Origin of the sequence: Hujiaoplasma nucleasis (assembly GCF_013745115.1) — a bacterium.
Classification (GTDB): Bacteria; Bacillota_I; Bacilli_A; order Izemoplasmatales; family Hujiaoplasmataceae; genus Hujiaoplasma; species Hujiaoplasma nucleasis.
This window is the reverse complement of sequence record NZ_CP051151.1, coordinates 120,213-142,939: the sequence shown is the minus strand read 5'-3', so window position 1 is coordinate 142,939 and position 22,727 is coordinate 120,213. Positions and strand designations below refer to the sequence as shown.

Genomic DNA, 22,727 nt, shown 5'->3' with positions numbered 1-22,727 from the left:
TTATTCCTTCTTGTTAAAATAATCTTCTATATCTTTAATTTCTTTAATAATATCCTTGCTTAAATTTTCATATCCATCTTCTGTCACTAATATATCGTCCTCGATACGGATACCTATCTTTTCTTCTTCTATATAGATGCCAGGTTCTACAGTTAAGACTACACCAGCTTCGATTTTTTTAGAATATGTACCAACATCATGAACATCCAATCCTAAATAGTGACTAACATTGTGATAATAATACTTGCTGACCTCAGATTTTTCTTTAATTAAACCTAACTTAATCATACCTTCAGCTAAGGCATTTTTAGCAAATTCATTTAATTCACTGACATAAATACCAGGTTTTACCCTTTTAATGGTCTCTTTATTAACATCTAAAACCATTTGATAAAGCTCTGCTTGCCTTTGGGTAAACTTACCATTTACAGGAAAGGTCCTACTTATATCTGCAGCATATTCATTATGATAAGCACCTAAATCTAAAAGTACAAGATTGCCATCCAATATTTCTTGATCATTATCTACATAATGTAATACTGTTGCATTTTTACCATTTGCTACGATGGTGTCAAAAGAAACACCAGTAGATCCTGATAATTTAATATTATATTCAAAAGTTGCCTCTAATTCTCTTTCATTAACACCAGCTTTTGCATAATCAAAAATACTATAAATTCCTTTTTTTGTATGTGCAATTGCCTTTCTTATATCAGCTACCTCATCATTTGATTTAAATCTTCGCAATTCAGCAATCATACTATTGATATTTTTAACTGTTAATTCTGGGTAATTCTCGACGATTTTAAAAAATGTATCGAAAGAAACAGGTTTTTCTAAAGAAGCTGCCCTAAACATGTCTAGATACATAACTGAAGGTAGACGATCCAATAAGAGTTGTCTAGAATCCACAAGCAAACGGTTTGAAATAAAATTATCAAATTCATTCAAATAAAAAATTCTTTGTGTATCAATTCCAGTTATTTGACTTACCTCTTCTTTACTCAAACGGCTTCCTAACCATTTTGTCGCATAGTCACTTGCTTCTTCAATGAAAATAAAATCTAGCATCGCTTTTTTGTTTTTTACTAAAAGCAAAATAAATTTTTCTCTTTTCAATCCTGTTAAATAAAAAAAGTTTCTTTCAGGAAAATATTTAAAATGTTGATCTAAAGACTTATGCTTTGCTTGTCCTGATGATAACAAGGCAAAACTTTGGTCATCCATTTGTTCAATTAAAGTTTTTCTTCTTTTAATAAATTCTTTGTTATTCATATTCTCACCTCAAAGTTTATTATATCATAAGTGGCTAATAATGAACAATGATTAAACTAGTCTTTATCTTCAAAAAAAGAACCTTTTTTATTTTTCCTTGACCTTAAATATAATATCCATATACCTAAAACAAAAAAATACGCAAGCATCATCCATAAGACATTTAGTGGGTTTTTCTGGATTGAAAATACAGAACCCAAAAATACCATAAAAATAATGATTATAAACCTTGAAATTATTGTTAAAATCAAATATTTTTTTATTTTTATATTAGCAAGAGATAAACCATAATTAAGGATAGATGAAGGTAAGAAAGGATTGGATAATAAAGTTAAAATAAAAAAGGTACTTCGGCCTTGAATAGCATCAATGAAGGTATTGCCATACTTATATTTTCTTACTTTTTTCACAAAATATTCAGCAAAGGTAGCTTTTATTAATAAATATATTAAAAACATACCTAGAAAAGATCCTAAAGTTGATAAGAAAATAGTTAATATTGTTCCTTGAACTGTACCAAAAGCAGAACCTAAAACAGATAAGTTAAATGAAATAATAATGGCTAGAGGGATGGTGGGAAGTATAGCTTCGATGAATGGCAAAAAAACACCAATTAATGGTGTTAACCAAAAGTTATTTTGTACAAGTATTCTTAGTTCATCTAATAATCTATAAAATAGTTCCATAATCCTCCAAAAGAAAAAAGCATCCGTAGATGCTTTTTAAATATAAGTTATTGAGCTAATTTCTTCAAAGTACGAATCATTTGGGAAGTAAATGAATATTCATTGTCATACCAAGTAATGACCTTAACCATTTGTTTTCCATCGACTTCCATAACTTTAGTTGATAAAGCATCGAATAATGTTCCATATGAAATCCCAATTACATCTGAAGATACAATTGGATCTTCAGTATAACCCACTGTATCAGATTGTGCATCTTTAACAGCCTTATTAACATCTTCTTCAGTTACTGATTTTTCTAATTCAACAACTAAATCAACAACAGAACCCGTAATTACAGGAACACGTAAAGCCATACCATCCAATTTACCATTTAATTCTGGCAATACAAGTCCAACTGCTTTTGCAGCACCTGTAGATGTAGGAACAATATTAGCAGCTGCAGCTCTACCTCTTCTAGCTTCGATTCCTTTTGGATGAGGTATATCTAAAGTTGCTTGGTCATTTGTATAAGCATGTACTGTTGTCATAAATCCTTTAACGATTCCAAATTTATCATTCAAAATTTGGGCGATTGGTGCTAAACAGTTTGTTGTACAAGAAGCTGCAGAAACTATTTTTTCTTCACCAGTTAAAACATTGTCATTAACACCATAAACAATTGTAGGAATTTTTCCTTTTGCTGGTGCAGAAATCAATACTTTTTTAGCACCTGCTTTAATGTGTTTATTAGCGCCTTCTTCTGAAGTAAAGAATCCAGTACATTCTAAAACAACATCAACATTCTTTTCTTTCCAAGGTAATTGTTCAGGATCTCTTTGAGAAAAAATAGTGATTCTTTTTCCTTCAACAATTAATTCGTTACCTTCGTATGATACTTCTTTGTTATAACGTCCTTGTGAACTATCATATTTTAATAAATAAGCTAATTGTCTTGCATCTGTTAAATCATTGATAGCGACGATGTCGAAATCTTTGTTACCAAACATAATTCTGAAAGCTAATCTACCGATTCTTCCAAAACCATTAATTGCTACTTTTACTGACATAATATGTCCTCCTTTAATTAAATTACATCTATATTTTAACGTATATAGACATTTATTTCAATTAAGATAGCCGAGATAAAAACGTTTTCATTGAATTAATCAGTGATATTGTTCTTTTTTGTTAAAAAGAAAAAGACCTTAGCAGGTCTTTATCAATTATGATTCGTTGTTGTCTCTTGCTCTAGCTAAGGCCTTATCAACACAATCTTTGTATTCGCACTCAGGACAATCCTCAGTGCATACGGAAAAATTTCTTAGTTCACTCGGTATAAAAGCTCTTATTTCATCTTTATTGTAACCTGTTTGCATAATTTGGTCATTAATAATGATTGGTCTTTTAAGAATGGTTGGGTTATCGATGATAAAATTAGCTAATTCAGAAAACTTCATATTATCTGGTTCAATATCACTTTCTTTAAACACTTTTGATCGTGTAGAAATAATATCTTCAAAACCATTTTCTGAATATTTAAGCATGTTTATAATATCGTTTCTAGTGAGTTTAATACCAATAATATTCTTTTCTTTATAAGGAATTTTATTGTTATCTAACCACTTTTTAGCTTTTCGGCATGATGAACAACTTGAACTTGTGTATAAAGTTATCATATAAACACCTCACTTCCATATTATTATACCATAAAATGAATAACTTTAAAGATTTATTTTCTTAAAAACACATTAATTATGATATAATGAAATAAGAAAATAACAGGAGGTATTCACATGAAATGGGATTTAACTTATCACTTTAAAAATGATCAAGATTTTGAAAAAGCTTTTGAAGAAACAGTGTCTATTATTGATAAACTTGCTTCTTTTAAAGGTAAATTAGGAAACGAAAAAGATTTTAAAGCTTATTTTGATTTACAAAAACAATTCGAAGAGACTGGTTTAAGAGTATATCAATTCGCTTCATTATCAAGTGACCTAAATAAAAAAGACTCTGAAAAAGCTGCTCGCTTGCAAAAAGTACAATTAGCCTTTGCTAAGCTCCAACAAGCTGTTTCTTTTGAAGAACCAGAACTAATTTCTATTGGCCAAGAAAAAGTAATGAAATTTATTGAAGACAATAATGAATTACATGAATATCGATTTGCCATGGAAAAACTTTTTAGAAGACAAGAACATATTTTAGATGATCAATCCGAAGCTTTGATTGCTAATTACTCACAATTAGCTTCAGCAGGTAAAAGCTTATATAGTTCATTAACAGTTGCTGATATTGAAGGCACTGACATTATGTTGGACAATGGTGATATGGTTACCATCACCAACAGTAATTATCGTGCTTATATTCAAAAATCTAATTCTCCAGAAGAAAGAAAAGATATTTTTGAATCTGTTTTTGATTATTATGCAGCCCATAAAAATACATATGCAAACATCTATAAAACTGTTTTAGATGCTGATTATGCAAGAATGAAAAACAGAAAATATGCTTCTTCACTAGAAAGTTATTTGTTCAACAATAACATTCCTACTGATGTTTATCTCACTTTAACAAAAGTAGCTCGTGAAAACACAAAAGCCGTAAAGAAATATTTAAAACTTAGAAAAGAATATTTAAAACTTGAGAAGCACCATACATATGATCGTTTCTTAGAACTTGCTAAGTCTGATAAAGAGTATGAATTTGAAGAAGCTAAAACTTTATTCTTTAACTCTATTAAAGATTTTCCACAAGATTTCCAAGATAAAGCCCATGAAGTATTAAGAGATGGCTTTGTTGATGTTTTGGAACAACCAGGTAAACGTACAGGAGCTTATTCTTCTTCAATGCCAAACATGCATCCTTTTATCTTATTAAATTATGATAAAACACTTTCAAATGTCTTTACTGTAGCCCATGAGGCAGGACATTCAATGCATTCAATGTATGCTGCTGAATCTCAACCAACGAGTCTTCAAAACTATACTATATTTGTTGCAGAAATCGCTTCTACTTTCAATGAACATAATCTACTTGATTATATTATCAAAGAGTCTAAAGCTTCTAAGAATGAAAAAATCGCTTTATTACAAAGAGCCATTGATGATATTATGGGAACTTTCTACCGACAAACACTTTTTGCAATCTATGAATTAGAAGCTCATAAGTTAATTGAAACTGATCAACCAATAACTGCAGATAAGTTATCACAAATAATGATTGATTTGTACCAAGAATTTTATGATATTGATATTAAAGAAGAATCAGTTAAAGAATTTGTGTGGGCATATATCCCTCATTTATTCTATACACCATTCTATGTATACCAATATGCAACTAGCTTTGCTGCTTCACTTAAAATTTATGAAAATGTTAAGAATAAAGAAAAAGATGCTTTCGAAAAATATATTGGCTTGCTTAAATCAGGTGGCTCAGATTACCCTGTAAAACAAGCTTTAGAAGCTGGAGTTGACTTGACTAAAGAAGATTCATTTAAAGCAGTTGTTAATCGTTTAGAAGAATTAGTAGATGAATTAGAAGTTGTATTAAAATCATAAGTTTGATATAATAAATTAAATCAATGATATGGAATAGTAATTATATATTATTTTCTTAGAGACAAGATGGTTGGTGTAAATCTTGATTAAAATATAATGAATGGACCATGGAGAGGTGCTAAAGACATCCGTAGATCTGCGTTAAAGATTTAAGTGCTAGTTTACTAGAACTAAGGTGGTACCACGGTAATAAATCGTCCTTTATATAAGGACGATTTTTTTTTAGAAATGGAGAGATAATATGAAAAGAATCGTATCAGGTATAAAACCTACAGGTAGTTTAACCTTAGGCAATTATATTGGAGCTATAAAACAGTTTGTTAAATTACAAAAAGAAAGAAAAGATGATGAATTTTTCTTATTCATCGCAGACTTACACGCCATTACTATTAGACAAGTTCCCCACGAATTACGTCAAAGAACATTGGATATAGCTGCTATGTATTTAGCTTGTGGTTTAGATGAAGAAAAAACAGTTTTGTTTATTCAATCAGAAGTTCCTCAACATGTAGAATTGGGCTATATATTACAATCAAATGTTTACATGGGCGAATTAGAAAGAATGACACAATTTAAAGATAAGGCGCAAAAAGGACAAGAATCCATCACTTCTTCTTTATTCACTTATCCAGCTTTAATGGCAGCTGATATTTTATTATATGATGCTGATTACGTTCCTGTAGGTGATGATCAAAAACAACATCTAGAACTCACAAGAGATATCGCAGAGAGATTTAATCATTATTATAATAACTTTTTTACAGTTCCTGAACCTATCATTCCTAAGGTAGGCGCAAGAATCATGGATCTACAAGACCCTAATAAAAAAATGTCGAAATCTGAAGATAATCCTAAGGGTTACATCACTTTATTTGATAATGAAAATCTTATTAAGAAAAAAATTGCTTCTGCAGTCACAGATTCACTGGCTATCATTCAGTTTGACCCAATAAACCAACCTGGATTAGCAAACTTAATAAATATTTTTGCTAGCATGAGTGATCAAAGTATTGAAGAAATTGTTGAGAAATACAAGGAGTCAAGTTATAAAAATTTTAAAGAGGATTTGGGACAAGCAATTGTCGATGTTTTAAAACCTATTCAAGAAAAATATCAAGCCCTAATTAAGTCTGATAAGTTACAAGAAATCTTAGATAAGGGAAGAGATACTGCAAATCAATATGCCTTTAAAAAAATGAGAAAGTGTAAACAAAAAATTGGATTAGGAAGAAAATAAGAAAAAAGACTTTCATGGATGTAAAATGAAAGTCTTTTATTTTATCATAAATTAATTAGTGTATTGTAACTTTCTTCTAGTAATAGCAGCTATAACAAAGATAGAAATCATTGTAATACCCACGAGTTTGAATAATAAATCATAAGAATAGTCTGCAATCAAACCAATCAAAGGGGCAAAAACAACCAATAATAATGATGTTAATTGAGCCTGGATACTCAGTGCACTTGCTCTTCTTCCCTCTGCTGTAACATCACCAATTTCTTGAACCATAATAGGCCTTCTAATATTAAGAAGGATATACATAAGTATAAATGCAACCATAATAACATAGATGTTTCCAACAAAGAATCCTAAGATTAATGATACGATTCCCATGAATAACCAAGCATAATTTATAATCTTTACTTTATCAATCTTTGCTTCAAGTTTATAAGCGTTTGCACTTGCAACTGCTGAGATAATATAGATAATAGCATAGATAATTCCAATATAGACTTCCTCATTTTGGTTTTCACTAAAGACATACAAACCAATAGTTGCAGCTAAAATCAAAGGTTGAATATAGTCTTTTATACTCTTAAAACCAGCTTGAAAAGCTGAGGCATCAAAAACAAATCCTCTTACTTTTTTTGTAGTAAAGACATATTTTAAACTTTCCCAGTTTTCTTTTAAAAATTGTTTTAATTTAAATGTTGTTTCTTTTCTTTCGTTCATGTATTTTGGATAAGTTAAAATCATTAACAAGTCAATTGCATAAGGTATAATTGCAGCCAAGAACAACCAATGGTATTGACCTTTTACAAGGATTATCAACGCAATTGAAATAAGACTCATGATTGTTGAACCGATTAATGACATTGATCTTGTTTTTCCATATACTTCACTCTTGGGTTCAACAATGTCCTCAACATCAAGAAATTGCATAATCATTGCTTTATGGGTTCCCGACCTAAATGCTTCCCCAAAACCAAAGAGAGACATAGCAATTACAAAAATCCAAAATGAAGGATAAAATCCTCCTAAGAAAAAGATGAGAAAAGAGATTATATAAAATAGGAAACACATAACTAACTGTGTTTTCTTACCATACATATCAGCTATGACTCCTGATGGTATCTCTACAATATAAATAATTATTTCTCTTATGGCAACTAATAAACCAACTTGGAATAAATTGAGGTCACCCGTTGCTAAAAAGAACAATATTAAAAAAGGTTCAAAAAATCTTAGATTTTTTAAGAACCCATACATACCAAATTTGAGCATTTGTCCTTTGTGTTCTTTAATACTTGACATACTTACACCATCTCATTTATTTCAGTGATAATTCTTGAAATCGCTTTGAAAGCATCATCTTCATCACTACCTGAAACAGAAATCTTTACTTTAGAATTTGCTGGAACACCTAATGAAAGCACACCCATAATAGATTTCAAATTCACTTTTCGATCATTATATTCCATGTACATTTCTGCTTGAAAACTATTGGCTTTTGATACAAGTTTAGTCGCTGGTCTTGCCTGTAAACCTTGTGAATAAACAATCTTAAATTTTTCTTCAATCATGATTTTCCTCCATCAATTTCATTGTTAATTTTATCTACTAATTTTTGCATATCATAAGGCAAAACCATTTTAATGTGATTGCCTGATATGAAAATACCTGAAGCTCCATATGATTCAAATCTTTCTATATCTAGAAGATCTAAACTCTTTAATTCAACTTTTAGTCTTTTACCATCTAAAAAAGCAGCCTTAATGTTATTTATTCCGCCGTATGATTCAATGATTGAAAGTATTTGATCATCTTCTACAGATTTAGGTTTTACTATTTTAGGTTTTCTCTGTAATCTAATAAAACCAAAAAGTACAAGTAAAAGAACCAATAATATTAATATCCACCAAAAATTATATTTTAACCAAGTTGTTATATTTCCAAAGACAATGATGTCATTCATGTAAGTCACCTCTTTTTCTATGTAAATATTTTATCATATTCTATCAAAAAAAATAGATAAAATCTAATATTTTCCTTTCATTCATATTGCATTTGCACCAAATATCCTATATAATCTTTTCGAGAGGGTGATATTATGTCAAGAATTATCGAAGCAGTCATCGAAATTCCTATGGGTACACAAAATAAATATGAAATTGATAAAGAAAAGAATAGAATAAAATTAAATAGGGTCTTATATTCTAAAATGACTTATCCTGCAGAGTATGGCTTTATTGAAAAAACATTAGCTGAGGATAATGATCCGCTTGATATTTTAGTTTTAGCTACTACCCAAACATTTCCGGGTTGTATTGTTGATGCTAGAGTTGTTGGTTATTTAGACATGTATGATTCAGGAGAAAGAGATCAAAAAATCATCGCTGTTGTAGATGCTGATCCAAGATTTGATGATATTAATGATATTAGTGATATTAAATCTCTTCAATTGAGAGAAATTAAGTTGTTTTTTGAAAACTATAAAATTCTTGAACCTGGTCACCATGTAAAAGTATTAGATTACTATTCTAAAGCAGATGCCATTGAATTGATTGAAGAATGTCAAGTTAGATACACTGAAGAATTATCAAAAAAATTGTAAAAAAGAACAAGGGATTTTCATAAAATCCCTTGTATTTTTTTATTGGTGAATGATTTCACCATTAATCATGACCATTTGTGTTTTTGTCATATAATGTAATGGGTGTCCATTCCAAATAACTATATCTGCATCTTTTCCGACTTCGATACTTCCAACTTTATGGTCAATTTTAGTTATTTTAGCAGCATTTATAGTCACTGCTTTAAAAGCTTCCAACTCATCCAGACCTTCTCTTACAAATAAGCCTAATTGTGTTAAATTACTTGAAGCGTGAATAACAGGATGGTCAGTCATAATAGCAAATTCAATTCCTGCTTCTTTCAATATTCTTCCTGATTCAAAGGTTTTGTTTCTTAATTCATATTTAGATTTTGAACCTAAAGTAGGTCCAATGATAACTTGTTGATTATGTTCCTTCAAATAATCAGTGATTAAGTGTCCTTCAGTACAATGTTCAATCGTACCATCTAACCCAAATTCTTCTATAATTCTAATAGCAGTTACAATGTCATCTTGTTGATGAGCATGAATTTTAACTTGCAATCCATCAAATACTCTTGCTAAAGATGCCCACTTCATATTAAATTCAGGTTTCTTAGCTTCTTTATTGGCTTTTCTATTTTGCTCATATTCATCAATCTTATCCTTATAGTCTCTTGCTTTTGATAAGGCATCTCTAATAACCGCTGTAGTTGCCATCCTAGTTGCTGGTGTTTGAGATTTAGAACTATATACTCTCTTAGGGTTCTCACCTAAAGCCATTTTCATAGATATTTCAGGCACAAGAATCATATCATCAATTGTTTTTCCATAAGTTTTTATAACAGTGAATGTACCGCCGATACAATTGGCTGAACCAGGTCCGGTGACAACAGTTGTTACTCCATGTTCTCTAGCCTCAATAAAAGCAACATCCTGAGGTTTTATAGCATCAATAGCCCTTAACTCTGGCGTGACAGGTGATGTCATTTCATTACCATCAGACCCTTCAAAGCCAATCGATTCTTCGTATAGACCAATATGACAGTGAGGATCTACTAATCCAGGTGTCACATAATTCTCTTTAGCATCAATGACTTTAGCTTGTGGGTAATCTGATTCATTCAGTTTACCTATTTTTTTAATTTCTTTTCCGTCAATTAAAATATCTGTAATCTCATAGTTGATGTCTGCCATGCTTAACAAATTCGCGTTCTTAATTAAATACATTAATGATTCCTCCTTTTAATTAACTCAATAAATATTTGAACACCATTCATCAACGCATCTTCATTCAAGTTAAATTTAGGATGATGAATGTTGTGAGTTTCTTTATCAACTTGCTTAACACCAAGCCAAGCAAGTGCTCCCTGTTTTAAGTTGATATATCTTGAAAAATCTTCTCCCCCAGCCATAGGTAATTCTAAAATCTCAACTGAGTCTTTTCCAAGAACCGCCTGTGCTGATTGAACAAAGAAATCAACAGAATCTTTGTTATTAATTACTGGATCATAACCATATTCATACTTAAATTTCAATTTGCCTCCATGTCTATTCGCAATAGACATAGCAAGTTTTTCAAGTTCTTGTCTAATCTTATCTCTAACATTTTGAGAAAAGGTTCTTACCGTTCCCATAAGCTTTGCATTTTCAGGAATAACATTATGGGTTGTTCCAGCTTCTACTTTTGCAATGGTAATAACTGAACGTTCCATTGGAGAAATTTTTCTAGTAATTATATTTTGTATAGACATGATATATTCAGCCTGCATAATGATAGGATCTATACCTTCTTCAGGCAAAGCAGCATGAGCACCCTTACCTATAAATTCTATATGAATAGTATCAGCTGCGGCCATGGCTGGCCCATAATTTATTGCCATAACACCAGTCTCATACTGAGGTGAAACATGCAAAGCATAAAAATCTTCAACATCATCTAATAGACCAGATTTCACAATGGCTAAGGCTCCACCAGGCGCAGGACCTTCTTCAGCTTCTTGGAAAATAAACTTAATAGTGCCTGTCCATTCCTCCTTATGTTCTGTAAGATATTTACAAGTTCCCAATAACATAGCTGTATGAGCATCATGACCACAAGCATGCATTTTACCCTTGTTTTTAGAAGAAAAATCAAGCTCTGTATCTTCCAAGATATTTAAAGCATCAAAATCCGCCCTTAAACCTATGGTTGGTCCCTGACCATTTTGAACAACTCCAATAAGAGAATGAACACCCACATGGTGGATATGATCAACTTTTAATTCTCTTAAATAAACCTCGATATCTTGAGAAGTTTTCTTACAGTGAAAACCAACTTCAGGAAATTGATGAAAATGTCTTCTTTTTTCAATAACATAATCTTTAAGATTCATTTTGACTTCCTTTCAATTCTATTTTAGTTAAATATTGACTTGAAATATATCCTAAAACCAACAAAGTTAAGCCTATAATAACAATCCATGGATTTTCAGAAATATAAGTCCATAAATCTTGATATATAGGTTTTTGATTTTCAAATGAAACGTTAGAATTAGGGTCTTTAATTTCTAAGAAAACTCCAATAATACTCGCTATTATAAATCCTAATATAGCAAAATATGTTTGTTTTGGATACTTATCTAACAAGAAAGAAATAAGCTTTGAAAATAATATAATTCCAATAAATATACCTAAAGCGAAAAATACTAGAACTCGTAAGTTATAAGATAGATTATCAAAGTTTAATACATTCCCTATAACATTAGTTACAATGGCTGTATAAAAACCTAGAACCATTAACATTGCTGAACCAGAAATGCCAGGAATAATCATCGTGGTAGCACCAACAATGCCCAATCCAATAATTATTAAATAATCCGTAAATACCAAATTAAAATATTCAATTCCTTCTGTACTCTTGGTCTTATCAATAATAATCACTAGCAATAATAGCATAAAAGCTAAACCACCAGATATTAATGATGGCAAATGCAAAGACTTAACTTGAGATTTTAAATAGATATGCTTTAATCCACCAGCCAATAAACCAATAAAGAACATCAAAACGATATATGAATTCCATTCAATCAAGATTCCAAACAATTTAGCAAGACCTAAAACAGATATGACCCCTCCAATAGCGAAAGGTATAAGAAACTTCATTGAATTTTTAAAATCTGTAAAAATATTGCCAATAGAATCCAATAATTTTTTATAAATACCCAAATATACAGCTAAAGTTCCACCACTGACTCCAGGAATGATGAAAGCTATACCCACAATAAATCCTTTAATTATTAACTCAAGAAACATTGTCTTCACCTTCTACCCTGTCTCCAATCAAGTCATAGCCAAAGAATGTTTTTATCTTCACATTGACCATTTGCCCTATTTCTAAAGGCTTATTAGACTGAAATACAATCATACCATCAATATCATCTGGAGCGAATGCAAATGATCTTCCATAATAAAATTTCGTTTCAGGGTCATAATTTTCAATTAAAGTATTATGTATTGATCCAAGTTGCTTCTTATTTACTTGACGGCTAAGACGTTTTTGTAATTTCATTATTTTTTCTAAGCGTTCTTCCTTAACTAACTCATCCACTTGATTGGTCATAGAATAAGCACCTGTATCTTCTTCTTTTGAGTAAGCAAATACCCCTAAACGATCAAATTGAAATTTTTCTGTAAATTCATATAATTGGTTGAAATCTTCATGAGTTTCTCCTGGAAAACCAACAATATATGTTGTCCTAATAATCGCTTGGGGAATTTCTCTTCTAATTTTGTTTAATAAGTCTTCAATAAACTCTTTGTTACCACGGCGATTCATTCTTTTTAAAACTGTAGAAGAAATATGTTGAATTGGAATATCAAAGTATTTGGCTACCTTAGGATTAGTTTTAACTTCTTCAATTAAATCATCACTTATCTCATCAGGATATAAATAAAGGACCCTAACCAATTCAATGCCCTCTAATAGAGATATTTCATGAACTAAATGATGTAATTCAGATTTATTTTGCTTATTATAGTCAGAACCATACCTAGAAGTATCTTGCGAAATTAAATTAATCTCTTTTGCACCATTGTCTACTAACAATTGACATTCAGATAAAACATCTTGAAATGGCTTTGAACGGAATTTTCCCCTAATAAGAGGAATAGCACAATAAGTACAATTATTGTTACACCCTTCACCTATTTTCACATAAGGAGAATAATGAGATGTCGTTAAAAGACGATTTTCATACCTTAAAGGGGAAAATTTCATATGTTCTTCTGAAAACAAATCATTCAAAATTAAATGAATTTTAGGGTAGTCTTGCAAGGTTATTATCTTATCAATAAAAGGCATTTCCTTCTCAAGTTTTTCTTTATACCTTTTTGCATAACATCCTGTAACAATTAATTTTTTATTATAAGAAGCCATTTCTAAAATAGTTTCTAATGTTTCTGTTTTTGCTGATTCAATAAATCCACAGGTATTCACAAAAATGGCATCAGCTTCTTCAGGATCATTGACAATAATACATCCTGCTTGTTGTAAGATACCCAAAATCATTTCTGAATCTACTAAATTTTTTGCACAGCCTAAGCTGATAAATCCTATTTTCATAAATAACTCCTAAATTGGTTTGTTTAAAAATTGTGAATTATACAAGTCAGCATAAACCCCTTGTTTTTCTAAGAGTTCATGATGATTACCTTGTTCAACAATTTTTCCTTGTTCCATCACTAAAATAGTATTAGCATTTTTAATAGTTGACAAACGATGAGCAATAACAAAAGATGTTTTGCCTTCCATCATTTTCAACATTGCGTTTTGAATATAACTTTCTGTTCTAGTATCCACAGAAGATGTAGCTTCATCCAAAATTAAAATTTTTGGATCAAATAAAATTGCTCTTGCAATAGTCAATAACTGTTTTTGTCCTTGAGATATATTATCAGCATCTTCCTTTAACAAGGTATTGTAACCCTCTGGTAAAGTTTCAATGAAATGATGTACATGGGCTTTTTTACACGCTTCAATAATTTCCTCATCACTGGCATCTTTTTTCCCATAAGCAACATTTTCTTTAATGGTTCCAGAAAACAACCATGTATCCTGTAAAACCATACCAAAATGCTTTCTTAAGACAACTCTAGGAATTTCAGTTGTTTTTTGACCATCAATGGTAATAGCTCCACTATTAATATCGTAAAAACGCATTAAAAGATTCACTAAGGTGGTTTTCCCTGCACCAGTATGTCCAACTATTGCTATTTGTTTACCTGGTTTCACATGCAAATTAAGAGCTTTGATGAGTTCAGTTTCTTCTGAATAAGAAAAGTCTACTTCTTTAAACTCAACTTCTCCAGTGATTTCCTTTAAGTCATATTCTGTTTCTAAAACTTCATTAATTTCTTCTGTTTCATCAATAACTCTAAAAATTCTCTCAGCTCCTGCAATCGCTGATTGTAATTGATTAACAATATTCGCTATATTTAATATTGGGTTTACAAAAGATCTTTGATATTGAACAAAGGCTGTGATGTCCCCAATTAGTAAAGGGCTTGGTAAACCAGCCAAGTATCCACCAACAATAACCACTAAAGCATAACCTATATTTGATATGAATTCCATAATAGGTCGAATAAGACCGGATAAGAATTGTGCACCCTTCATTTCTTTTGCCAAATTAACATTAATATCATCAAAATGTTGGAAAGATTCTACTTCCTTATTAAATAACTTAACGATCTTGCTGGCAGTAAAGTTTTCTTCGATATGGCCATTTAAAACCCCTAATTCTTTTTGTTGAGCCTTAAACTTCTTTTGAGATTTTTTTGCAATAGTGGCTGTTGCTAATACAAATAAAGGTAAGGCCACTAAGGCTATTAACGTTAATTTCCATGAGATGATAAACATCATAACCAAGATACCTACCACCATAAATGTTGATGAAATTATGTTAATTAAACTCTGTTGTATAGAGTTAATCACAACATCCACATCATTTGAAAATACTGATAGTATGTCACCAGTTTGTCTTTCATCGTAATATTTAATTGGTAATTTCTCTAATTTGTCTCTAAGATCAGATCTCATTTTTAAGCCAATATTGATACTGACTTTATTTCCTATAAGCATTAACAATACTTCAATGATGAAACGTATAGCATACAACGAAACAATGGCGATAAAGAAAGTAGAAACTGTTCTCATGCCTTCTTCTTTAGTAATTTCACCTGTTATCATTTGTTGTAAACCATTAATAATGTATCTAATTAGATTTGGACCAACAACCGCTACAGCGGATACTAATATCGTCAATATAATAATGAAGAGTAAATGCCATTTATAATTACCAATATAATTTAAAAGCCTTTTACTTGTTCCTTTTAAATCCTTAGGTTTTTCTGCAGGCATACCCATGGCCATACCACGTCTTGGACCTTTTGATTGATTGCTTTGTTTGTTATTTTCTTTTTCTTTCATCGTATTTCCTCCTCATCTAATTGAGATAAGGCTATTTCTTTGTATACCTCACATGTATCCAATAATTCCTTGTGTTTTCCTATGCCAACCATTTTACCTTCTTGTAAAACAATAATTTTATCAGCGTCCATAATGGTCCCTATTCTTTGAGCAACAATAAAGATTGTTGCATCTTTTATTTCTTCTTTCAAAGCTTTTCTTAATGTTGAATCAGTCTTAAAATCAAGTGCTGAAAAACTATCATCAAAAACAAATATTTTTGGTTTTCTAATAATCGCTCTGGCTATAGAAAGCCTTTGTTTTTGACCACCTGAAAAATTATTTCCAGATTGCTCAACTACAGCATCATAAGTATCATCTAATTCTAAAATAAATTCTTCAGCTTGAGCGATTTGTGCAGCTTTAACTATTTCTTCATCAGAAGGTTCTTCAACCCCATAAGCTATATTTGACTTAATAGTACCAGAAAACAGAGTCGCTGTTTGAGGAACAAAACCAATGAGAGATCTTAATTTAGATAATTTAATATTCTTGATATCAACACCATCTATTTTTAAGGACCCACCGGTGATATCAAAAAATCTAGGCAATAAATTAACTACTGTAGATTTTCCAGAACCAGTTGAACCTATTATTGCTATGGTCTCACCTGGTTTTGCATTGAAACTAATGTTATCTAAGACATTTTTTTCAGCATCAGGAAATTTAAATGAAACTTCATTAAAGTCAACTTCACCCTTGAAATTAAAATCACTATAAGAATCATCTGCAGTATCAATAATAGAAGATTCAAGTTCCAAAATTTCTTGAATTCTTTTACCTGACACTTCGGCTCTAGGATACATAATAAAGGTCATCGTTAACATCAGAATACTAAAAAGCATTTGCATAGCATATTGAATTAAAGCTGATACATTCCCCAAGCCTTGATAATCAATTATTTTTCCATCTAAAACCATATGGTAAGCAAAAAATACTACTGCTAAAATCACAAGATTAAATATCAAATTTATTGTTGGATTTAGGGTTGCCATGATTTTTCCAGCTTTTAAACCTACATCAGCTAAATCTTGGTTCGACTCATTAAATTTCTCTACTTCTCTATCACCTTGACCAAAAGCTCTAATGACCCTTACACCATTGATACTTTCTCTCGTCACTAAAGTCATTTTATCGACTCGTTTTTGGAATAATTTAAATAAAGGTAAGACAAGTTTAAATGCAATCACAATCACAATACCTAGCAAAGGAACACCAGCTAAAATAACTAGTGTTAGAGTTACTGATTTTTGTAATGAAAAAACCAATGCTCCAATAAAAATAATAGGTATTCGTAAGACCATTCTTAAAGCCATAATTAAGAAATTTTGAACTTGCATAACATCATTCGTTGCTCTTGTAATTAATGTAGATGTCCCAAATTTTCCTGTTTCGTAAATAGATAAATCATTAATTTTATTATAGTAGTCTCTTCTAATATCTCGACCAACTTTACTAGATACATCGCTTGATAAATACATTAATCCAATAAAACTTAAAGTTGAAGCCAAAGTAACTAAAAGCATGATGCCACCATATTTTAAAATCACATTAAAATCTGATGTTTGAATAACCCTACAAGTATCAGGATTTACTTCGATACTACATTCTTCAACAACCTGCCATTCGTTATCAACCAATACTTGGTATTCTGCATCTAAACCTTCACCAATAATTTTACTCATATAATCTGGCAACAATAACATACCTAAAGCAGTAAAAGTCACAAGAATCAAGATAAAGAAAACTTGAAGTTTATATGGTTTTAAGTAATTAAACATTTTTTTCATCTTGTAAATCCTCCTCAAAGTGTTCCTTTAATTTATAGTATACTTTTTCTCTCATAATATTTAATTGATTTCGCTCTTCTTCATTTAAAGCACTATCGATTAAATTTTCCCATTCCTCTAAGATTTGCTTGACTTGTTCTGCCACTTTGATCCCCTTTTGAGTAATGGTAATGATGTACGATCGTTTATCTTCTAAGTCTTTTTCCTTGGTAATAAGTCCATCTTTAACCATTTGATTGATGGCTCTTGTTGTATGAGACTTATGAAAAACCACATTAGAGATTAATGTGTTCATCTTGATAGGACTCTGATGGTAAATCATTTTGATATAAGGAGCTTCAGCCCTTCCTAAATTAAATTCCTTAAACTTTTCTTCTAAAAATTTATGATGATACTTATTAATCATTCTTTCATGTTGATTGTTCATTTCATTACTCCTTTTATACATATAATAAGTATAAAATAATATAGTTGCGATGTCAACTAATTATTAAGAAAGAAAAGAGCTATTCATCATATGAATAGCTCAAAATTATTATTCTTCAACTTTTTTATCATATTGCAAACGATACAACTGATAATAATGTCCTTTAGCTTTAAGTAATTCCTGATGATTTCCTTGTTCGATTATCTTACCTTTTTGCATGACTATGATATTGTCCGCGTGTTGGATTGTTGATAATCTATGGGCTACGATAATCATAGTACCTATATTCATAATTTTCTTTAATGATTCTTGAATTAACATTTCTGTCTCAGTATCTATATTAGCGGTGGCTTCATCTAAAATCATTATTTGTGGATGATGGACAATCGTCCTAGCAAAAGACAATAATTGTCTTTGCCCAGAAGAAAAATTATTGCCTCTTTCTCTTACCAATTCATCATACTTATCTGGCAATTTTTGAATAAAATAATCGGCATTAACATATTTAGAAGCCGATAAAACATCTCTATCAGTGATGGTCTCATCTCTTAAACGAATATTGGACTCAATTGTACCCGAAAATAAGAAAACATCTTGAAGCATTTGACCAATTTTTTCTCTTAAACTTGAAATTTTAATTTTTTTTATGTCAATATCGTCAATTAAAATTTGACCTTTTTGGATATCGTAATTTCTAACAACTAATGAAATGATTGTTGTTTTTCCTGATCCTGTTGCTCCAACCAAAGCCATTGTTTGATTTGGTTGAACAACGAATGAAACATCTTTTAAAACCCATTCACCTTCGTTATAAGCAAACCATACATTTTTAAATTCTATTTTACCCTTGACTTTTTCTAATTCAATAACATCATTCTCGTCTTGTACTTCAGGTACAGTATCAAGAATTTCAAATATTCTTTCACCGGAAGTAAAAGCTTCTTGCAAAACATTAAATTGAGCAGCTAAATTTTGAATTGGCTGGAAGAATCGATTTACATATTGAGTAAAAGCAAATAAAATACCAGCACTAATATAACCTTCTATAACAAAACCTGTACCTTGCCATAAGATTAGAATCAAGCCTAATACATACAACATATACATAAATGGCCTATACAAACTAAAAGTTAATATTTCTTGATAATAAGCTCTTCTTAAAATATTGTTTTTACCTTTAAACTCATTATATTTTTTGTCTTCTCTATTAAAAATTTGAATCAACTTCATACCAGATAAATGTTCAGATAAAAATGCATTAATATTTGAAACATTTTTTCTTACTTTACGATAAGCTTTTCGCGCAAATTTTCTAAAGACATATGAAGCGATGAAAATTAATGGAACTAATCCCAATAGCCATAGCGTTAACTTTGGTGCTAAAAACGACATAAAAATGAAAACCCCAAAGACCATTAATATATCCTTAAATACTGAAACAACCACATCAGTATAAAGCATATTTAGTCTATCAATATCTGTTGTAACACGCGTCACTAATTTACCGATAGGTACTCGATTAAATTGAGAGATAGATAATGTTTCCATATGATTGAAGACATCTCGTCTAATATTATAAATAATCTTTTGGCCTGTAACTTGCAACATAATTTGTTGCTTATAAGTCAAAAAAGCCAATAAAGATAATGTAAGTAAATATGCAATAACAATTAGAATGATTTTTAGCCCATTGATATCAGATAATGATAATTCATCCAAGACTATTGATACAAAATAAGGTCCAACTAAATCTAATCCAACAATAATAACAACTAAAATAAATGAAATAATAACAGGTCTTAAATATGGTTTAACATAGGTTAATAATCGTTTGATAATCTGCGTATCAGTCATTTCACGATTGATGATTTCATCGAAATCTTTATTCATTTTCGCCATTATTCTTCTCCCTCCAATTCAGACTCTAATTGTTGACGGAGAACTAAATCATGATATAGTTTACATGATTTGATTAATTCATCATGAGTTCCTTTTGCGTAAACTTCGCCATCTTCTAGGTATATAATTTGATCAGCTTCTTTTATGGTAGAAATTCTATGAGCAATAATGATTGTCGTTTGTCCTTGTCTGAGTTTTTTTAAGTTTGAGATAACTGACTCCTCTGTTTTAGTATCAACTGCAGAGAAGGAATCATCCATGATTAATATATTTGGTTTTTTTAGTAAAGCTCTAGCAATTGAAATTCTTTGTTTTTGACCCCCTGATAAAGTGACACCTCTTTCGCCAACCATGGTGTCATATTGACTAGGAAAATCAATAATATTTTGATGAACGTCTGAGTATTTTGCCATCTCAGTTACGAGTTCTATATCCGCTTCGTCATCAGCAAAAGAAATATTGTTTCTGATATAATCAGAAAAAATAAAGTTATCTTGTGGTACATACCCTATTGAATCTCTGATTGTTTTAATTGGTAACTTCATAATATCATGATCATCTAATAAAAGTTCATTAGTTCTTAAGTTATATAATCTTAGAAGCAAATCTACCATCGTAGTTTTTCCAGAGCCTGTACGACCTATAATACCAATAGTCTGTCCTTTTTCAATTGTTAAACTAATATTCTTTAAGACTAATTTTTCTGTTCCAGGATAAGCAAAAGATAAGTTATTGAAAGTAATTTTTCCATAGATTTCATCTACGTGCTCTAATTGTTCTCTATCATCTTTAATTTCAATAGGTTCATCTAAGAATTCAGATATTCTATCCAAAGATGCTTTGGCTTGAGCTCTCATATTGATGAGTCTTCCTATAGCCATCATCGGCCAAATAAGCGACCCAAAGTAACCAATATAGGTTGTTAGATTACCTACAGTAAAGTCAGCTTCTTCTCCAATAGTGTTCATAACTAATAAAGCACCCAAGCCTAACATGATAACTCTAACCACATTTATGAATAGTTCAATGCTGACATGCAATAAGGTACTAACTCTAATATAAGCTTCATTTTTCTCTTGATTGTTCTTATTTACTTTTGCAAAAGCTCTAATTTCTCTAATTTCATTAACAAATGCTTTGACTACAGTAATACCATAAAAATTTTCTTGAGTAAAATCACTTAAATCTTCAAAAGCTTTTTGTCTTTCTCTGAATTTTTGTCTAGTAATCTTTGAAACAAAAGTTGCTAAAACAGCAATTAAGAAAAGCGGAATTGCTGCCATGTATGTGATAAAAGGATCAAGGTTATACATTTTATAAAAAGCCAATGTACCTAAAATTAAAACATCAAATAACATTAATAAACCAGGACCAAAAGCCATTCTAATGGCATTTAAATCATTGGTAAACAAAGCCATTAATCCACCAGTTTTCTTCTTGCCATAATAACTTTGACTTAACTTTTCTGCATGAGCAAACATCTTATTTCTTAAATCATAATCAATTTGTCTTGATGTCCCAAAAATAAAAATTCGCCAAGCAAATCGCCCAAAAACTATCACCAAAGCTATCCATAGGAGATTGATAATAACTTGTGTAATATCAGCCATTTCATCAATTATTTCAACACCTTCTTCTCCATTGAGACCATCGATGATATTTCCAATATATTCTGGTATTAACAATTGATAGTAATCAACAAGTATTAAGGCGATTACCCCCAACAAGAAAAAAACGCCATATTTTAAATAAAATTTGTTCACATGTTTTCCAAACAGCATATAGATCCTCCAATATTTAGTCACAACTTATTATTTTACCCCATCGTCCCATAAAAATCAAAAAAAAATCTTATGTCATTACATAAGATCTTATTTAAGAATATATAGTACGCCTATGGTACCTTTTCCACAATGGCTAGAAATAACACATCCAGCCTGAGTTTCATGAATTTCTTTAACAGAGATTTTATCTTTAATTTTATCTTTAATATAAACAGCTTTATCATCAGCCATTGAATGAGTAATCATCATAAAATCTTGATCTATTTGATCAGCTTCTCCTAACATATCAGATAACATGATATTGATAGCGTTTTCGATTTTACCCCTCCCTTTTTTACCAACGCCCATGAGTCCATCTCGCACTTTTATAATGGGTTTAAATCTTAACATGGTCCCAAAAAAAGCTGATAAGGCATTTAATCTTCCGCCTTTATATAAATAATCTAAAGTATTAATTACGAATTGAGATCTTACCTTAGGTACCATTTCTTCAATAGCTATTTTGATTTGCTCAGGGCTTAAGCCTCTTTTAATCATTTCACCAGCTTTGAGTAAAAGCAAACCTGTACCAGATGATAAATTTAAAGAATCAATAAGGTATATATGATCACTTTCCAGTAAATCTTTAGCAACTTTGGCTGAATTTAAAGTCGCTGAAAATTTAGATCCTATACCCATATAGATAATATCATAATCTTCTTCTAGATATTTTTTAAAAACACTTACAAATGCACCAGGGGCAGGTGCTGCTGTTTTAGGTAATTCATTCGTGTCTGTAACCATATCATACATCTGTGGAACTTGAATATCTACACCATCAAGGTATGACTTTTCTTTGAAATTAACCAACAAAGGTATAACTTCAATATCATACTTATTTATTAGTTCTTTACTTAAATCACAAGTGCTATCCGTTACTAATTTAGTTTTTCGCATATTTACCTACCTCATAAAGATTATAACCAAATTTAAAGAAAATGTAAACGCTTTATAGAATTTTAGAG

General features: G+C 30.5%; 20 protein-coding genes and 1 other annotated feature. Of the genes, 3 read left to right on the top strand and 17 right to left on the bottom strand.

The window, feature by feature from the left end:
- The 4 genes from HF295_RS00680 to spx form a co-directional block, all read right to left on the bottom strand.
- Entirely contained in the window at positions 1-1,275 is a 1,275-nt protein-coding gene (locus HF295_RS00680) for an aminopeptidase P family protein (protein WP_312031919.1), read from the bottom strand.
- A 56-nt stretch (positions 1,276-1,331) separates the two neighbouring features.
- Positions 1,332-1,961 carry a TVP38/TMEM64 family protein gene (locus tag HF295_RS00675; protein WP_312031918.1) on the bottom strand — a complete coding sequence of 210 codons (630 nt, stop codon included), beginning with the start codon at positions 1,959-1,961 and terminating at the stop codon, positions 1,332-1,334.
- A gap of 47 nt (positions 1,962-2,008) precedes the next feature.
- A complete protein-coding gene (gene gap / locus HF295_RS00670; RefSeq protein WP_312031917.1) occupies positions 2,009-3,010 on the bottom strand; it encodes a type I glyceraldehyde-3-phosphate dehydrogenase in 1,002 nt (333 codons plus the stop codon).
- 156 nt (positions 3,011-3,166) lie between these two features.
- Positions 3,167-3,619, bottom strand: a complete 453-nt coding sequence (spx, locus tag HF295_RS00665; RefSeq protein WP_312031916.1) for a transcriptional regulator Spx — start codon at positions 3,617-3,619, stop codon at positions 3,167-3,169.
- 117 nt (positions 3,620-3,736) lie between these two features.
- Here spx and pepF point away from each other — a divergent pair, with 117 nt between their 5' ends.
- Both pepF and trpS read left to right on the top strand, forming a co-directional pair.
- Complete coding sequence (pepF, locus tag HF295_RS00660; protein WP_312031915.1) at positions 3,737-5,500, top strand: oligoendopeptidase F; 1,764 nt, start codon at positions 3,737-3,739, stop codon at positions 5,498-5,500.
- Between the two features lie 14 nt (positions 5,501-5,514).
- Positions 5,515-5,705 (top strand) — a binding site (T-box leader).
- 36 nt (positions 5,706-5,741) lie between these two features.
- Positions 5,742-6,737, top strand: a complete 996-nt coding sequence (gene trpS / locus HF295_RS00655; protein ID WP_312031914.1) for a tryptophan--tRNA ligase — start codon at positions 5,742-5,744, stop codon at positions 6,735-6,737.
- 51 nt (positions 6,738-6,788) lie between these two features.
- Here the strand turns inward: trpS and HF295_RS00650 are convergent, their stop codons facing one another.
- From HF295_RS00650 to HF295_RS00640, 3 genes are read right to left on the bottom strand one after another with little or no spacing between them, the layout of a single operon-like run.
- Entirely contained in the window at positions 6,789-8,036 is a 1,248-nt protein-coding gene (locus HF295_RS00650; RefSeq protein WP_312031913.1) for an MFS transporter, read from the bottom strand.
- A 2-nt stretch (positions 8,037-8,038) separates the two neighbouring features.
- Positions 8,039-8,305 carry an HPr family phosphocarrier protein gene (locus HF295_RS00645; protein WP_312031912.1) on the bottom strand — a complete coding sequence of 89 codons (267 nt, stop codon included), beginning with the start codon at positions 8,303-8,305 and terminating at the stop codon, positions 8,039-8,041.
- On the bottom strand, positions 8,302-8,697 hold the full coding sequence (locus HF295_RS00640; protein WP_312031911.1) for a PTS sugar transporter subunit IIB: 396 nt from the start codon (positions 8,695-8,697) through the stop codon (positions 8,302-8,304). The genes HF295_RS00645 and HF295_RS00640 overlap by 4 nt, the downstream gene beginning before the upstream one ends.
- A 135-nt stretch (positions 8,698-8,832) precedes the next feature.
- Here HF295_RS00640 and HF295_RS00635 point away from each other — a divergent pair, with 135 nt between their 5' ends.
- Complete coding sequence (locus tag HF295_RS00635) at positions 8,833-9,336, top strand: inorganic diphosphatase (protein WP_312031910.1); 504 nt, start codon at positions 8,833-8,835, stop codon at positions 9,334-9,336.
- A 39-nt stretch (positions 9,337-9,375) separates the two neighbouring features.
- On the opposite strand, the gene HF295_RS00630 is transcribed toward HF295_RS00635, so the two are convergent.
- The 10 genes from HF295_RS00630 to HF295_RS00585 all read right to left on the bottom strand — a co-directional run bounded on the left by HF295_RS00630 (position 9,376) and on the right by HF295_RS00585 (position 22,659).
- On the bottom strand, positions 9,376-10,545 hold the full coding sequence (locus tag HF295_RS00630) for an amidohydrolase (RefSeq protein ID WP_312031909.1): 1,170 nt from the start codon (positions 10,543-10,545) through the stop codon (positions 9,376-9,378).
- Positions 10,545-11,690 (bottom strand): M20 metallopeptidase family protein, encoded by a 1,146-nt coding sequence (locus HF295_RS00625; protein WP_312031908.1) that lies wholly within the window; start codon positions 11,688-11,690, stop codon positions 10,545-10,547. Before HF295_RS00625 ends, HF295_RS00630 begins: the two co-directional genes overlap by 1 nt.
- On the bottom strand, positions 11,680-12,609 hold the full coding sequence (locus HF295_RS00620) for a DUF368 domain-containing protein (protein ID WP_312031907.1): 930 nt from the start codon (positions 12,607-12,609) through the stop codon (positions 11,680-11,682). Before HF295_RS00620 ends, HF295_RS00625 begins: the two co-directional genes overlap by 11 nt.
- Positions 12,599-13,918 (bottom strand): 30S ribosomal protein S12 methylthiotransferase RimO, encoded by a 1,320-nt coding sequence (gene rimO, locus HF295_RS00615; RefSeq protein ID WP_312031906.1) that lies wholly within the window; start codon positions 13,916-13,918, stop codon positions 12,599-12,601. The genes HF295_RS00620 and rimO overlap by 11 nt, the downstream gene beginning before the upstream one ends.
- A gap of 9 nt (positions 13,919-13,927) precedes the next feature.
- Positions 13,928-15,784: an ABC transporter ATP-binding protein gene (locus HF295_RS00610; protein ID WP_312031905.1), complete on the bottom strand. Its 1,857-nt coding sequence runs from the start codon at positions 15,782-15,784 to the stop codon at positions 13,928-13,930.
- The gene (locus HF295_RS00605) at positions 15,781-17,613 is read right to left on the bottom strand and encodes an ABC transporter ATP-binding protein (protein WP_312031904.1); all 1,833 of its coding nucleotides are present in this window, start codon (positions 17,611-17,613) and stop codon (positions 15,781-15,783) included. Before HF295_RS00605 ends, HF295_RS00610 begins: the two co-directional genes overlap by 4 nt.
- Positions 17,597-18,040: a MarR family winged helix-turn-helix transcriptional regulator gene (locus HF295_RS00600; RefSeq protein WP_312031903.1), complete on the bottom strand. Its 444-nt coding sequence runs from the start codon at positions 18,038-18,040 to the stop codon at positions 17,597-17,599. The genes HF295_RS00605 and HF295_RS00600 overlap by 17 nt, the downstream gene beginning before the upstream one ends.
- A 108-nt stretch (positions 18,041-18,148) precedes the next feature.
- Complete coding sequence (locus tag HF295_RS00595; RefSeq protein ID WP_312031902.1) at positions 18,149-19,939, bottom strand: ABC transporter ATP-binding protein; 1,791 nt, start codon at positions 19,937-19,939, stop codon at positions 18,149-18,151.
- A complete protein-coding gene (locus tag HF295_RS00590; protein WP_312031901.1) occupies positions 19,939-21,720 on the bottom strand; it encodes an ABC transporter ATP-binding protein in 1,782 nt (593 codons plus the stop codon). The genes HF295_RS00595 and HF295_RS00590 overlap by 1 nt, the downstream gene beginning before the upstream one ends.
- Before the next feature lie 90 nt (positions 21,721-21,810).
- Entirely contained in the window at positions 21,811-22,659 is an 849-nt protein-coding gene (locus HF295_RS00585; RefSeq protein WP_312031900.1) for a DegV family protein, read from the bottom strand.
- Positions 22,660-22,727 lie beyond the last annotated feature (68 nt).